The sequence below is a fragment of the Chromobacterium sp. Beijing genome (assembly GCF_021496765.1).
Classification (GTDB): domain Bacteria; phylum Pseudomonadota; class Gammaproteobacteria; order Burkholderiales; family Chromobacteriaceae; genus Chromobacterium.
In genome coordinates this window covers 5,213,842-5,227,775 of sequence record NZ_CP053750.1, presented here as the reverse complement: position 1 = coordinate 5,227,775, position 13,934 = coordinate 5,213,842, and the positions used below count along the sequence as shown (strand labels likewise).

15 protein-coding genes and 1 tRNA gene are annotated in these 13,934 nt (G+C 62.3%); 6 read left to right on the top strand and 10 right to left on the bottom strand.

Annotation, left to right across the window (positions count from 1 at the left end):
• Nucleotides 1-3: 3 nt before the first annotated feature.
• The 10 genes from nuoG to tpiA all read right to left on the bottom strand — a co-directional run bounded on the left by nuoG (nucleotide 4) and on the right by tpiA (nucleotide 8,101).
• The gene (nuoG, locus tag HQN78_RS24525) at nucleotides 4-2,334 is read right to left on the bottom strand and encodes an NADH-quinone oxidoreductase subunit NuoG (protein ID WP_235087000.1); all 2,331 of its coding nucleotides are present in this window, start codon (nucleotides 2,332-2,334) and stop codon (nucleotides 4-6) included.
• Between the two features lie 3 nt (nucleotides 2,335-2,337).
• Complete coding sequence (nuoF, locus tag HQN78_RS24520) at nucleotides 2,338-3,633, bottom strand: NADH-quinone oxidoreductase subunit NuoF (RefSeq protein ID WP_205467332.1); 1,296 nt, start codon at nucleotides 3,631-3,633, stop codon at nucleotides 2,338-2,340.
• The gene (gene nuoE, locus HQN78_RS24515; protein WP_235086977.1) at nucleotides 3,633-4,133 is read right to left on the bottom strand and encodes an NADH-quinone oxidoreductase subunit NuoE; all 501 of its coding nucleotides are present in this window, start codon (nucleotides 4,131-4,133) and stop codon (nucleotides 3,633-3,635) included. Before nuoE ends, nuoF begins: the two co-directional genes overlap by 1 nt.
• Nucleotides 4,133-5,386 (bottom strand): NADH-quinone oxidoreductase subunit D, encoded by a 1,254-nt coding sequence (locus tag HQN78_RS24510; protein ID WP_227104751.1) that lies wholly within the window; start codon nucleotides 5,384-5,386, stop codon nucleotides 4,133-4,135. Before HQN78_RS24510 ends, nuoE begins: the two co-directional genes overlap by 1 nt.
• Nucleotides 5,379-5,975, bottom strand: coding sequence for an NADH-quinone oxidoreductase subunit C (locus HQN78_RS24505; protein WP_227104752.1), 597 nt, complete (start codon nucleotides 5,973-5,975; stop codon nucleotides 5,379-5,381). Before HQN78_RS24505 ends, HQN78_RS24510 begins: the two co-directional genes overlap by 8 nt.
• Nucleotides 5,976-5,986: 11 nt before the next feature.
• Nucleotides 5,987-6,463 (bottom strand): NADH-quinone oxidoreductase subunit B family protein, encoded by a 477-nt coding sequence (locus HQN78_RS24500; protein WP_019103471.1) that lies wholly within the window; start codon nucleotides 6,461-6,463, stop codon nucleotides 5,987-5,989.
• Complete coding sequence (locus HQN78_RS24495; RefSeq protein WP_019103472.1) at nucleotides 6,454-6,810, bottom strand: NADH-quinone oxidoreductase subunit A; 357 nt, start codon at nucleotides 6,808-6,810, stop codon at nucleotides 6,454-6,456. The genes HQN78_RS24500 and HQN78_RS24495 overlap by 10 nt, the downstream gene beginning before the upstream one ends.
• Before the next feature lie 90 nt (nucleotides 6,811-6,900).
• A tRNA-Leu gene (locus tag HQN78_RS24490) sits at nucleotides 6,901-6,985 on the bottom strand.
• A gap of 17 nt (nucleotides 6,986-7,002) precedes the next feature.
• Complete coding sequence (secG, locus tag HQN78_RS24485; RefSeq protein ID WP_227104753.1) at nucleotides 7,003-7,353, bottom strand: preprotein translocase subunit SecG; 351 nt, start codon at nucleotides 7,351-7,353, stop codon at nucleotides 7,003-7,005.
• A gap of 1 nt (nucleotide 7,354) precedes the next feature.
• Nucleotides 7,355-8,101: a triose-phosphate isomerase gene (gene tpiA, locus HQN78_RS24480; protein WP_107800406.1), complete on the bottom strand. Its 747-nt coding sequence runs from the start codon at nucleotides 8,099-8,101 to the stop codon at nucleotides 7,355-7,357.
• 188 nt (nucleotides 8,102-8,289) lie between these two features.
• On the opposite strand from tpiA, the gene pstS reads away from it, so the two are divergent.
• From pstS to HQN78_RS24450, 6 genes are all read left to right on the top strand, one after another.
• A complete protein-coding gene (gene pstS, locus HQN78_RS24475) occupies nucleotides 8,290-9,333 on the top strand; it encodes a phosphate ABC transporter substrate-binding protein PstS (protein WP_107800407.1) in 1,044 nt (347 codons plus the stop codon).
• 70 nt (nucleotides 9,334-9,403) lie between these two features.
• Nucleotides 9,404-10,366: a phosphate ABC transporter permease subunit PstC gene (gene pstC / locus HQN78_RS24470; RefSeq protein ID WP_107800408.1), complete on the top strand. Its 963-nt coding sequence runs from the start codon at nucleotides 9,404-9,406 to the stop codon at nucleotides 10,364-10,366.
• 35 nt (nucleotides 10,367-10,401) lie between these two features.
• Entirely contained in the window at nucleotides 10,402-11,295 is an 894-nt protein-coding gene (gene pstA, locus HQN78_RS24465; protein ID WP_227108605.1) for a phosphate ABC transporter permease PstA, read from the top strand.
• Nucleotides 11,296-11,307: 12 nt separating this feature from the next.
• Nucleotides 11,308-12,072 (top strand): phosphate ABC transporter ATP-binding protein PstB, encoded by a 765-nt coding sequence (gene pstB, locus HQN78_RS24460; RefSeq protein WP_043590752.1) that lies wholly within the window; start codon nucleotides 11,308-11,310, stop codon nucleotides 12,070-12,072.
• 27 nt (nucleotides 12,073-12,099) lie between these two features.
• A complete protein-coding gene (locus HQN78_RS24455; protein ID WP_158274327.1) occupies nucleotides 12,100-12,261 on the top strand; it encodes a hypothetical protein in 162 nt (53 codons plus the stop codon).
• A gap of 66 nt (nucleotides 12,262-12,327) precedes the next feature.
• Nucleotides 12,328-13,782, top strand: coding sequence for an inorganic phosphate transporter (locus HQN78_RS24450; RefSeq protein ID WP_107800410.1), 1,455 nt, complete (start codon nucleotides 12,328-12,330; stop codon nucleotides 13,780-13,782).
• Nucleotides 13,783-13,934: the final 152 nt, after the last annotated feature.

The window sequence follows — 13,934 nt, the reverse complement described above, 5'->3', positions numbered from 1 at the left end:
GCTTTACCCCTGGGTGATCTCGATAGCGTCGAACATGCCGCCCAGCGCCAGCGTGGCCGCGTGAGCGGTAGCGATGCGGACCGTATCCTGCGGCAGGCTGTCGTCGGCGACGATGCGCACGCGCGCCTGGCCGGAACCCTGGCTCAGCAATGCGGTGCTGTCGACGGCGATGCCCAGCTTCTGCAGCAGGCCGCTGTGGGCGGAAGCCACCGGCTCGGCCGCGTCGCGGGTCTGTTGCAGCGACTCGGCGCGGCGGCAGACGGCGTCGGCCTGGTACAGCGGCACTTCGCCGATGCGCGCCACGCCGGCGGCCGCGGCGGCCGCGACGTTCAGCTGGCTCAGCGCATTGTTCAGGCGCGCGGCAATGTCGCCCTTGGCCAGCAGCTCGGCGCGCACTTCCTCGGCGCTGTTGAAGTCGAAGCCGGACAGATTCAGCATATTGCCCAGTACGCGCAGCACTTTCCAGGCCGGGCGGGCTTCGCCCAGCGGACGCACCACGCCGTTGAAGCTCTGCAGCTTGCCTTCCATATTGACGAAGGAGCCGGCGGTCTCGGAGAACGGCGCGATCGGCAGCAGCACGTCGGCGTAATCCAGCAGGCCCTGGCCCTTGAACGCGGTCAGCGCGATCACGGTGGCGGCCTGCTTCATCGCGGCGACGGCGGCTTGCGGGTTGTAGCTGTCGAACTCGACTTCGGTGTTCAGCAGCACGTAAGCCTTCTTCGGCTGGGCGATCATCGCGGCGGCGTTGGCGCCCGCGCCTTGCGGCAGCGCGCCCGCCAGTTCAGCGCCCACGCTGTTGGCGGCCTCGGACAGCACGCCGAAGCGGGCGCCGCTCAGGCGAGCGATCTCCTGCGCCACGGCCAGCAGTTGGCTGAACGCCGGATGGTGTTGCGCCACGTTGCCCAGCACCACGGCGGCGGTTTCCGCGCCGCTCAGGCTCTCGGCGATGCGGCGCGCCTCGGCGGACACTTGCACTGCGGACAGATCGACGGCGGTTTCGCCGCCCTTGATCTCGGCCACGGCCTTCAGCACCTGGGCGAAGCCGTTGACCAGCGCCAGCGGCGATACGATCAGCTTGGCGTTGATCTTGATCAGCAGCTCGTCGTCGGCGACATGGATAATGTTAAGCTCGCTGCCTTTCTTGGCCGCGGTGCGCAGACGCGAGGTCAGCAGCGGCTGTTCCTTGCGCAGCGTGGAGCCGACCACCAGCACCGACTTGGCCGCGACCAGATCGGAAATGCCGGAACCCAGCCACTCGGCGCCCTGCTTGGCCGCGTCGGCGGCGAAGTCGCTGCGGCGCAGACGGTAATCAATGCTTTCCACGCCGAAGGCGCGCGCCAGCTTTTGCGCCAGATGCAGTTCTTCGGTGGTGGAGTGCGGGCTGGCCAGGAAGCCGATGGCGTCCTTGCCGTGATCGGCGGACACGCCGTTCAAGCCCTTCACCACGTAGTTCAACGCGGTTTCCCAGTCGGTTTCGTGCCACTGGCCGTCGAACTTGATCATCGGCTGCTTCAGACGCTCGGCCGAGTTCAAGCCCTCGTAGGAGAAGCGGTCGCGGTCGGCGATCCAGCACTCGTTGATGGCCTCGTTTTCCAGCGGCAGCACGCGCATCACTTCATTGCTCTTGACCTGAACGATCAGGTTGGAGCCCAGGCCGTCGTGCGGGCTGACCGATTTGCGGCGCGACAGCTCCCAGGCGCGGGTGCTGTAGCGGAACGGCTTGGAGGTCAGCGCGCCCACCGGGCACAGATCGATGACGTTGCCGGAGATTTCCGAATCCACGGTCTTGCCGAGGAAGGGCAGAATCTCGGAGAACTCGCCGCGATGAGCCATGCCGATTTCCTGGAAGCCGCCGACTTCCTCGGTAAAGCGCACGCAACGGGTGCAGTGAATGCAGCGCGACATTTCTTCCGCCGAGACCAGCGGGCCCATGTCCTTGCCCACCACCACGCGCTTTTCTTCCTGATAGCGCGAGGAGGAGTTGCCGTAGCCCACGGCCAGATCCTGCAACTGGCATTCGCCGCCCTGGTCGCAAATCGGGCAATCCAGCGGATGGTTGATCAGCAGGAATTCCATCACGCCGGCCTGGGCCTTCTTGGCCATGTCGGAGTGGGTATGGACCTTCATGCCGTCGGTCACAGGGGTGGCACAAGCCGGCAGCGGCTTGGGCGCTTTTTCCACTTCCACCAGACACATGCGGCAGTTGGCCGCGATGGACAGCTTCTTGTGGTAGCAGAAGTGCGGAATGTACGTGCCCACCGAGTGGGCCGCTTCCATGACGGTGCTGCCTTGCGGGACCGTCAGTTTTTTTCCGTCGATTTCGATTTCAAGCATCGCTCAACACCATTTGTGGTCCACCAAGGTCTTTCCGTGTTCGATCGCGTACTCGAACTCGTGACGGAAATGCTTGGTGAAACTGCGAACCGGGAACACGGCGGCGTCGGCCAGCGCACAGATGGTGCGGCCCGCCATATTGTTGCCCACGGAATCCAGAAGCTCCAGATCGCCCGGACGGCCCTGGCCGTTGGCGATGCGATGGATCACGCGGTACAGCCAGCCGGTGCCTTCGCGGCACGGCGTGCACTGGCCGCAGGATTCTTCATGGTAGAAGTAGGCCAGACGCTCCAGCGCCTTGATCATGCACACGTCTTCGTTCATCACGATGACGGCGCCGGAACCCAGCATCGAGCCGGCTTTGGCGATGCTGTCGTAGTCCATCGTGCACTGCATCATGACGTCGGCGGGCAGGATGGGCGCGGACGAGCCGCCCGGGATCACCGCCTTGAGCTTTTTGCCGTCGCGCATGCCGCCGGCCATTTCCAGCAGTTCGGAGAACGGGGTGCCCAGCGGGATTTCGTAGTTGCCCGGACGGTTCACGTGGCCGGACACCGAGAACAGCTTGGTGCCGCCGTTGTTCGGCTTGCCCTTTTCCAGGAAGGGCTGCGCGCCGTCGCGGATGATGAAGGGCACCGAGGCGAACGATTCGGTGTTGTTGATGGTGGTCGGCTTGCCGTACAGGCCGAAGCTGGCCGGGAACGGCGGCTTGAAGCGCGGTTGACCCTTCTTGCCTTCCAGCGATTCCAGCAGCGCGGTTTCCTCGCCGCAGATGTAGGCGCCGTAGCCGTGATGGGCGAACAGGTCGAAGTTGAAGCCGGAACCCAGAATGTTCTCGCCGAGGAGGCCCGCCTTGCGCGCTTCGTCCAGCGCTTCTTCGAAACGCTCGTACTCGGCGAAGATTTCACCGTGGATGTAGTTGTAGCCGGCCTTGGTGCCCATCGCGTAACCGGCGATGATCATGCCTTCGATCAGCGAATGCGGATTGAAGCGCAGGATGTCGCGGTCCTTGAAAGTGCCCGGCTCGCCCTCGTCTGTGTTGCACACCACGTATTTGTCGCCCGGGAAGGAGCGCGGCATGAAGCTCCACTTCAGGCCGGTGGGGAAACCCGCGCCGCCGCGGCCGCGCAGGCCGGAGTTCTTCACTTCGGCGATCACGTCTTCCTGGGCCATCTTGCTGTCCAGGATGCGGCGCAGCGCCTGGTAGCCGCCGCGCGCCTCGTAGGCGCTCAGTTGCCAGCAATTGGGGTCGGAAGTGTCGACGCCATCGAAAATCACGCCATTGACGAAGATTGCCATTATTTCAGCTCCGCCAGTTTCTTATCGATTGCTTCGGGCGTCATGAAGCTGCACATCTTGTGGTTGTTGACCAGCAAGACCGGCGCGTCGCCACAGGCGCCCATGCACTCCCCTTCCAGCAAGGTGTACTTGCCGTCGGCGCTGGTTTCGCCGATGGCGATGCCCAGCTTCCGGGAGATGTACTCGGCCGCGTTGACGCCGCCGGACAAGGCACAGGGCAGGTTGGTGCAGACAGTGATCTTGTACTGCCCAACCGGCTTCATGTCGTACATATTGTAAAAGGTGGCGACTTCGTACGCGGCTACCGGCGGAATCTGCAGGTAGTTGGCGACGAACTCGATCACCTCGGTATTCAGGCAACGCTCCTCCGGAGCGGAGCCCGCTTCGCGACGTTCAGTCAGCGCGATGCGCAAGGCGCCCATCACCGCGGACCGTTTCTGGTCGGCGGGATATTTGGCGACTTCGCGATCGATTTTGGCTAGCGATTCAGCGGACAGCATCAGCGGTCAATCTCCCCAAACACGATATCCTGCGTACCGATGATGGCCACCACGTCGGCGATCATATGGCCCTTGGCCATCTCGTCCAGCGCCGCCAGGTGAGCGTAGCCGGGCGCGCGGATCTTCAGGCGGTACGGCTTGTTGGCGCCGTCGGACACCAGGTAGACGCCGAACTCGCCTTTCGGGTGTTCGGTGCCCACATAAGCCTCGCCCTCCGGCACGTGCATGCCTTCGGTAAACAGTTTGAAGTGGTGGATCAGGTCTTCCATATTGGCCTTCATGCCTTCGCGCGAAGGCGGCGCCACTTTATGGTTGTCGGTGATCACCGGGCCCGGGTTCTTGCGCAGCCATTCCACGCACTGGCGGATGATGCGGTTGGACTGACGCATTTCCTCGACGCGCACCAGGTAGCGGTCGTAGCAATCGCCGTTGACGCCCACCGGGATGTCGAAATCCAGCTTGGAATACACATCGTAGGGCTGCTTCTTGCGCAAATCCCAGGCAATGCCGGAGCCGCGCAGCATCGGGCCGGTCAGGCCCAGGTTCAGCGCGCGCTCGGGCGTCACCACGCCGATGCCGACGGTGCGCTGTTTCCAGATGCGGTTGTCGGTCAGCAGGGTCTCGTACTCGTCCACATAGCCCGGGAAGCGCTGGGTGAACTCGTCGATGAAGTCCAGCAACGAACCCTGGCGGCCTTCGTTGCGGCGGGCCAGTTCGCGGGCGTTCTTGATCTTGGAGACGGTGTACTGCGGCATGCTGTCCGGCAGATCGCGATACACGCCGCCGGGACGGAAGTAAGCCGCGTGCAGACGCGCGCCGGACACCGCCTCATAGCAGTCCATCAGGTCTTCGCGTTCGCGGAAGGCGTACAGGAACACGGTCATCGCGCCGATGTCGAGGCCGTGCGCGCCAATCCACAGCAAGTGGTTCAGCAGACGGGTGATCTCGGCGAACATCACGCGGATGTATTGCGCGCGTTCCGGCACGTCGATGCCCAGCAGCTTCTCGATGGACAGGCAGTAAGCGTGCTCGTTGCACATCATGGACACGTAGTCGAGACGGTCCATATAAGGCAGCGACTGGATGAAGGTCTTGCTCTCGGCCAGCTTTTCGGTGCCGCGGTGCAGCAGGCCGATGTGCGGGTCCGCGCGCTGGACGACTTCGCCGTCCAGTTCCAGCACCAGGCGCAACACGCCGTGCGCAGCCGGGTGCTGCGGGCCGAAGTTGAGGGTGTAGTTACGGATTTCAGCCACCGTAGTTCTCCTCGCGAATGATGCGCGGCGTGATTTCGCGCGGCTCGATGGTCACCGGCTGATAGATCACGCGCTGTTGTGTCGGGTCGTAACGCATTTCCACGTGACCGGACAGCGGGAAGTCCTTGCGGAACGGATGGCCGACGAAACCGTAGTCGGTCAGGATGCGGCGCAGGTCGGGGTGGCCGTCGAAAACGATGCCGAACAGGTCGAACGCTTCGCGCTCGAACCAGTTGACGCCGCTCCAGACGCCGACGACCGAGTCGACCACCGGGAAGGCGTCGTCTTCGGCGAACACGCGCAGGCGGACGCGCTGATTGTGCTTGACCGACAACAGGTGGTAGACAACGGCGAAGCGCGGACCGTCCCATACCTCGTCGCGGTATGCGCTGTAGTCCACGCCGCACAAATCGATGCATTGCTCAAAAGACAGGTCGGCGTGGTCGCGCAGCGTGGTCGCCACGGCGATCAGATCCGCCGCCTTGCATACAATGGTCAGCTCTTCCAGAGCCAGCGTGCTTTGCACGAGCTTGTCGCCCAGCGCCTGCTGCACAGCCGACCCTAACGCTTCCATTTTCTTGGAGGCCATAAGTTTCTACCTTAGCGGGCGATGGTGTTGGTGCGTTTGATCTTGTTCTGCAGCTGAATGATGCCGTACAGCAAGGCCTCTGCAGTTGGCGGACAGCCGGGCACGTAGACGTCGACCGGCACGATGCGATCGCAGCCGCGCACGACTGAATAGGAATAATGATAATAGCCGCCGCCGTTGGCACAGGACCCCATCGAGATCACCCAGCGCGGCTCGGCCATCTGGTCGTAAACCTTGCGCAGGGCCGGAGCCATCTTGTTGCACAGCGTGCCGGCCACGATCATCAGATCGGACTGGCGCGGGCTGGGACGGAACACGATGCCGAAACGGTCCAGGTCGTAGCGCGCCGCGCCGGCGTGCATCATCTCGACCGCGCAACAGGCCAGACCAAAGGTCATCGGCCACAGCGAACCGGTTCGGGTGTAATTGATGAGCTTGTCAGCCGTCGTGGTGACAAACCCCTTCTCCAGAATACCTTCTACTCCCATTCCAGAGCTCCTTTTTTCCACATGTAGACGAAGCCCAGGGTCAATACGCCCAGGAACTCCACCATGACGCCCAGACCATAGGTCCCCAGCTCCTTCAACACCACCGCCCACGGCAGCAGGAAGGCGACCTCGAGGTCGAACAGGATGAAGAGGATGGCTATCAGATAATAGCGGACGTCAAACTTCATGCGGGCATCTTCGAAAGCCTCGAAGCCGCACTCATACGGAGACAGTTTCTCAGGATCGGGACGATTGGGAGCCAGCAGTTTGCCCAATAAAATAGGGCCTACGCCGACCAACAGTCCGACCATGACAAACAGCAGAATGGGAAAGTAATTTTGCAGCATTTCCCGTACACCCCCACAAAAAAGGGGGTTACCCCCCTTGGCTCCAAATAAAACAGGCCACCGGAGTCCCGGTGGCCTGTTTTTGAATGGTGGTGCCGACAGTGAGACTCGAACTCACACAGCTTTCGCCACTACCCCCTCAAGATAGCGTGTCTACCAATTTCACCATGTCGGCACAGCAAGCTTTAATTGTTACTCCGGTATTTTCGATGTCGTACCCGAAGCTTTATCGCTAGGCACACCGGCCGGGATTTGCGGTGCAACCTGTTCAACCTTGGTCCCCATTACGCCCAAATCGCTTTTTCCGCCCCCAGACAGAAAAACCAGAGCAAGGGAAGTCGAGAAGAACACGGCCGCTGCGACAGCGGTTGTCCTACTCAAGAAATTCGCAGAACCAGACGCGCCGAACAAGCTACCGGAAGAGCCGCTACCGAAAGCCGCCCCCATGTCCGCGCCTTTGCCGTGCTGCATCAAAACCAGCACGATAATAGTCCCTGCAGACAGGATATTTACAATCCAGATAAGCGTCTTAATAAGTTCCATACTATATCAATTTTCCTGCGGCTTGGCAAATTGCCCTGAATGAACCGGCGTCCAGAGATGCCCCTCCAACAAGGGCTCCGTCGACATTTTCAGTCGCCAGAATCGCTTCGGCATTCTCTGCCTTGACACTGCCGCCGTAGAGGACGCGAATATTATCGGAGGCCTTGACGTTTTGCAAGCACCAATTTTTGATCGCGCCGTGGATTTCGGCGATTTGCGCCAGCGTCGCCACCTTGCCGGTGCCGATGGCCCAGACCGGTTCATAAGCCACAACGTATTCACCATGGTCTATCTCGGACAGAAGCGCAAGCTGATCTCTAATCACCTCCAACTGACGGCCCGCCTCGCGCTCGTCCAGCGTTTCACCGACGCACAACACCGGCACCAGGCCGGCGGCGATGGCGGCGCGCATCTTCTTCAGTAGAACCGCGTTGCTCTCGCCGAAGTACTGGCGGCGCTCCGAGTGGCCCACCAGGGTGTAAGCGCAGCCGATGTCGGCCAGCATCGCGGCGCTGGTCTCGCCGGTGAAGGCGCCGTCCTGATCGAAGGCGCTGACGTCCTGCGCGCACAGGCGCAAGGCCTGACCGCGCAGCCGCTCGCCCAGGCCGGCCAGGTAGACCGCCGGCGCGGCCACGCCGACCCAGTCGCGGTTGCTCGTCTCGTCCGCCAGCAGCGCCTGCAGCAGCGTCTGCGCGCTGTCGGCGCGGGTATTCATCTTCCAGTTGCCAATCACCAGCTTGCCGGCCATCTCCGCCTCCCGCGATTCTTGAATATCCGCCGATTATATCCGCAGCCGCCATCTTGGCTCAAACCGGCATCCGGCTGATGTTGATTGTCCGCAAACGAAGCCGTTTCGACGACTTGTAATATTCCTGAAAAATTTCAGCCTTAGCATGCGCCCATCACCACGCACCTCATCCATTCTCAGGAGTAGGCATGAAACAGTCTGTTCGTCTGGCCGCATCGTTTGTACTGGGTTCCGTCTGCCTGTCCGGCGCGGCCGTGGCCGCCGACATCACCGGCGCGGGCGCCACCTTCCCGTACCCGCTGTACGCCAAATGGGCCGCCGCCTACAAGGCCGGCACCAATAATAATCTGAACTATCAATCCATCGGTTCCGGCGGCGGCATCAAGCAGATCCAGTCCAAAACCGTGGATTTCGGCGCGTCCGACATGCCGCTGAAGCCGGAAGAGCTGGAAAAATCCGGACTGACCCAATTCCCCACCGTGATCGGCGGCGTGGTGCCGGTGCTGAACGTGCCCGGCATCACCCCGGGACAAGTGAAGTTCACCGGCCCGCTGCTGGCCGACATCTACCTGGGCAAGGTGTCCAAGTGGAACGACCCGGCCATCGCCAAGCTGAACCCCGGCGTCAAGCTGCCGGACCTGCGCATCTCCGTGGTGCGTCGCTCCGACGGCTCCGGCACCACCTTCATCTTCACCAACTACCTGTCCAAGGTCTCTCCGGACTGGGCCAAGGAAGTGGGCTCCAACACCGCGGTCAGCTGGAAAGGCAACCCGGTGGGCGGCAAGGGCAATGAGGGCGTGGCCAACTACGTGACCCGCATCAAGGGCGCGATCGGCTACGTGGAATACGCCTACGCCAAGCAGAACAAGCTGGCCTTCGGCCTGATGCAGAACCAGGCCGGCAGCTTCGTCAAGCCGGACGAGTCCAGCTTCAAGGCCGCCGCCGCCAACGCCGACTGGAAAAAAGCGCCGGGCTTCTACCTGCTGCTGACCAACCAGCCGGGCAAGGACAGCTGGCCGATCGCCGGCGCCACCTTCATCCTGATGCACAAGAAACAGGACAAGCCGGCGCAAGGCGGCGAGGTGCTGAAGTTCTTCGACTGGGCTTACAAGAACGGCGACAAGACCGCGCTGGATCTGGACTACATCCCGATGCCGGACGCGATCAAGGGCGTGATCCGCGCCAGCTGGAAGCAAATTGCCGACAACGGCGGCAAGCCGGTGTGGAACTGAGCCGCATACAATGCACGCAAGCGGCCGGGGACGCGCTCCCCGGCTTTTTGTCTGATAAATGAGCATGCATATGCAAAAGTTGAGCAATCCGCAGCAAATCAAAACCCAGTTATTGCTGGACAATCTGTTCCGCTGGGTCACCCGTTTTTTCGCCTTCCTGGTGCTGGCCTTGCTGGTGGGCATCCTGATTTCGCTGTTGATCGGCGCGCTGCCGAGCATCCACGCCTTCGGCTTCAAGTTTCTGGTCACCAGCGACTGGGACCCGGTCAATGAGCGGTTCGGCGCGCTGGTGCCCATCTTCGGCACCCTGGCCACCTCTTTCATCGCCTTGCTGATCGGCGTGCCGGTCAGCTTCGGCATCGCCCTGTTCCTGACCGAGCTGTGCCCCACCTGGCTGAAGCGGCCGCTGGGCATCGCGGTGGAACTGCTGGCCGGCATCCCGTCCATCATCTACGGCATGTGGGGCCTGTTCGTGTTCGCGCCCATCTTCGCCGACCACGTGCAGCCGCTGCTGATCGACACCCTGGGCGAGGTGCCGCTGCTGGGCGTGCTGTTCCAGGGCGCGCCGATGGGCATAGGCATTTTCACCGCCGGCCTGATCCTGGCCATCATGATCATTCCCTTCATCGCCTCGGTGATGCGCGACGTGTTCGAAGTGGTGCCGGTGATGCTGAAGGAGTCCGCCTACGGCCTGGGCTCCACCACCTGGGAAGTGGTGCGCTACGTGGTGCTGCCCTATACCAAGACCGGCGTGGTCGGCGGCATCATGCTGGGCCTGGGCCGCGCGCTGGGCGAGACCATGGCGGTGACCTTCGTCATCGGCAACTCCACCCGTTTCGCCGCCGGCCTGTTCGAGCCGGGCAATTCCATCGCCTCCTCGCTGGCCAATGAGTTCGCCGAGGCCAACGGCGAGCTGTATCTCTCCTCCCTGATTCAACTGGGCCTGATTCTGTTCTTCATCACCTTCGTGGTGCTGGCGTGTTCTAAACTGCTGTTGCTGCGCCTGAAGAAACAGGAAGGTCGTCCTTCCTGAGCATGAGAGACGCTAACCGCATGAGCCAAACCGTTATGACTTCCGCCCTGCGCCCGCCCCAGTCCGCCATCGCCGCCAAAGCCGACAGCAGCGTCTATCGCCGCCGCCGGCTGGTGAACCGCGTCAATATGGGCGCCTCGATGTTCACCATGGCCTTCGGCCTGTTCTGGCTGTTCTGGATTCTGACCACCCTGTTGCAGCACGGCCTGTCCGGGCTGAACTGGGAGGTGTTCACCTCCAGCACCCCGCCGCCGGGCAGCACCGGCGGCCTGGCCAACGCCATTTACGGCAGCCTGATGATGACCGGCTTCGGCACCTTGTTCGGCACGCCGATCGGCATTCTGGCCGGCATCTATCTGGCCGAGTTCGGCCAGCGCGGCTGGCTGGCGCCGGCCACCCGCTTCATCAACGACATCCTGCTGTCCGCGCCGTCCATCGTCATCGGCCTGTTCATCTACGAAGTCTACGTGGTGTCGGTCGGCCACTTTTCCGGCTGGGCCGGCTCCTTCGCGCTGGCCATCCTGGTGATTCCGGTGGTGGTGCGCACCACCGAGAACATGCTGCGCCTGGTGCCGGGCAGCCTGCGCGAAGCCGCGTCCGCGCTGGGCGCGCCGCAGTGGAAGGTCACTTTGCACGTCACCCTGCGCTCGGCCAAGGCCGGCGTGCTGACCGGCATCCTGCTGGCGGTGGCGCGCATTTCCGGCGAAACCGCGCCGCTGTTGTTCACCGCGCTGAACAACCAGTTCTTCAACAGCAATATGAACCAGCCGATGGCCAACCTGCCCATCGTGATCTTCCAGTTCGCGATGAGCCCGTACGAAGACTGGCACAAGCTGGCCTGGGCCGGCTCCCTCTTGATCACCTTCAGCGTGCTGACGCTGAACATCGTTGCCCGCTGGATGGGCAGCCAGAAAAACCAATCGCATTAAGGCTTGCAGACCATGGCTGAAATCCACTCCAAGCTTCAGGTCAAGAATCTGAACTTCTTTTACGGCAATTTCCACGCGCTGAAGAACATCCAGCTGGAAATCGCCTCGCGCAAGGTCACCGCCTTCATCGGCCCGTCCGGCTGCGGCAAGTCCACGCTGCTGCGCACCTTCAACCGCATGTACGAGCTCTACCCCGGCCTGCGCGCCGAGGGCGACATCCTGCTGGACGGCCACAACGTCCTGGGCCGCGACGTGGACGTCAACCTGCTGCGCGCCAAGGTGGGCATGGTGTTCCAGAAGCCCACCCCGTTCCCGATGTCCATCTACGACAACATCACCTTCGGCGTGAAGCTCTACGAAAAACTGTCCAAGGGCGAGATGGAGGACCGAGTGGAATGGGCGCTGCGCAAGGCCGCGCTGTGGGACGAGGTCAAGGACAAGCTCAAGCAGTCCGGCAACTCGCTGTCCGGCGGCCAGCAGCAGCGGCTGTGCATCGCGCGCGCGGTGGCGTCCAAGCCGGAAGTGCTGCTGCTGGACGAGCCCACTTCGGCGCTGGACCCGATTTCCACCGCCCACATCGAAGAGCTGATCCATGAGCTCAAAGAGGACTACACCATCGCCATCGTCACCCACAATATGCAGCAGGCGGCGCGGGTGTCGGACTACACCGCCTATATGTATCTGGGCGAATTGATCGAGTTCGGCGACACCGACTCCATCTTCACCACCCCGCAGAAGAAGGCCACCGAGGACTACATCACCGGCAAGTTCGGCTGATTCCGCCCCGGCTCTCAGACCGCCGTCATGACCGTTTCCGGCATGACGGCCGTTGGCGTTTCCACGCGGGCAAAAGCGCATGACGGCGGCAAAAAACAGCTTAAATCCGCCGTTCTCCCCGCCCGGTCTGTCAAGGCGATTCCGCATGCTTTTCCGGCAAATGCGACACCATTTATTTTTTTTTTATAAGTACTTGACGGCATTGGCCTTGGACACAACAATCCCGCCTTTACGATACTGCGTGCACATTTCACCATGTTGGACCTGTTTTCCGGGCTTGAGACCCACGTCGCCATCACCTTGGTGCTTTCCCTGGGCTTCGTGCTCGCCTTTGAGTTCATCAACGGCTTCCATGACACCGCCAACGCGGTGGCAACCGTTATCTATACCCAATCGATGAAACCGCGTCTCGCGGTGTTCTATTCCGGTATTTTCAACTTCCTCGGCGTAATCACCGGCGGCCTCGCCGTCGCCTACGCCATCGTGCACCTGCTGCCGGTGGACCTGCTGATCTCGATCAACACCACCCGCGGCATGGCCATGGTATTCGCGCTGTTGACCGCCGCCATCGCCTGGAACTTGGGCACTTGGTATTTCGGTCTGCCCGCTTCCAGCAGCCACACGCTGATCGGCGCCATTTTGGGCGTGGGCGTGGCCAATAGCCTGATCCACGGCACCTCGCTGTCCCACGGCATCAACTGGAGCAAGGCCATCGACGTCGGCGCCTCGCTGCTGGCCTCGCCCGTGGTGGGCGCCCTGCTCGCCGCGCTGATCGTCATTCTGCTGCGGCGCTACCGGCCGCACAGCAATGTGCACAAAACCCCCTACCAACGCCAGCAAGTGGAAGGCCGCAAGCATCCGCCGTTCTGGACCCGCTTCATGCTGATCGTGTCGTCCATGGGCGTCAGCTTCGCCCACGGCTCCAACGACGGCCAAAAAGGCGTGGGCCTGATCATGCTGGTGCTGATCGGCATTGTGCCGGCCAAGTTCGTGCTGGATCTGGACAGCACGCCTTACCAGCTGGACCGCACCCGGGACGCCGCCATTCACCTGCAGAAGTTCTATGAGCGCCATCAGGTCGAACTGAGCAAGATCATCGTGCCGTCCAAGGGCAGCAGCCAGTACGAGTGCCATCCGCTGGAAACCGGCGACACCGTCAAGCGCCTGCTGAGCACCATGGGCGACGGCGGCGACTACCACGCGCTGAGCTCGGAACAGCGTTGGAACGTGCGCACCGAGCTGCTGTGCCTGGACGACGCCGCCAAGAAGGCCTCCGCGCTGCCCAAGCTGTCCGCCGACGACAAGCAGATGCTGCAGAACCTGCGCAAGGATCTGACCACCACCACCGAATACGCGCCCACCTGGGTGATCGTCGCCGTGGCGCTGTCGCTGGGCATCGGCACCATGGTGGGCTGGCGCCGCGTGGTGAAGACCGTGGGCGAAGGCATAGGCAAGAAAGACATGACTTACGCCCAGGGCGTGTCGGCGCAGATGACCGCCGCCATCTCCATCGGCCTCGCCAGCCAGTTCGGCTTCCCGGTGTCCACCACCCAGGTGCTGTCCAGCGCCGTGGCCGGCACCATGGTGGCGGACAAGGCCGGCCTGCAGATGTCCACCATCCGCTCCATCGCGCTGGCCTGGCTGTTCACCCTGCCGGTGTCCATGCTGCTGGCGGGCGGGCTGTACTACGTGGCCTCGCTCTGGCTGTAATCAAGTCCGGTCACGGTCTTTCAGCCTCTGTTTAAGGCTGCCGGAAAAAAACAAAGCCACCGCATCGCGGTGGCTTTTTCTTTTGGCATTTCCTCCCGGAAAATTTTCGATTGACCTGGGTCAAGCTTTAAGCCCGGATTGCTTGTGCCAAT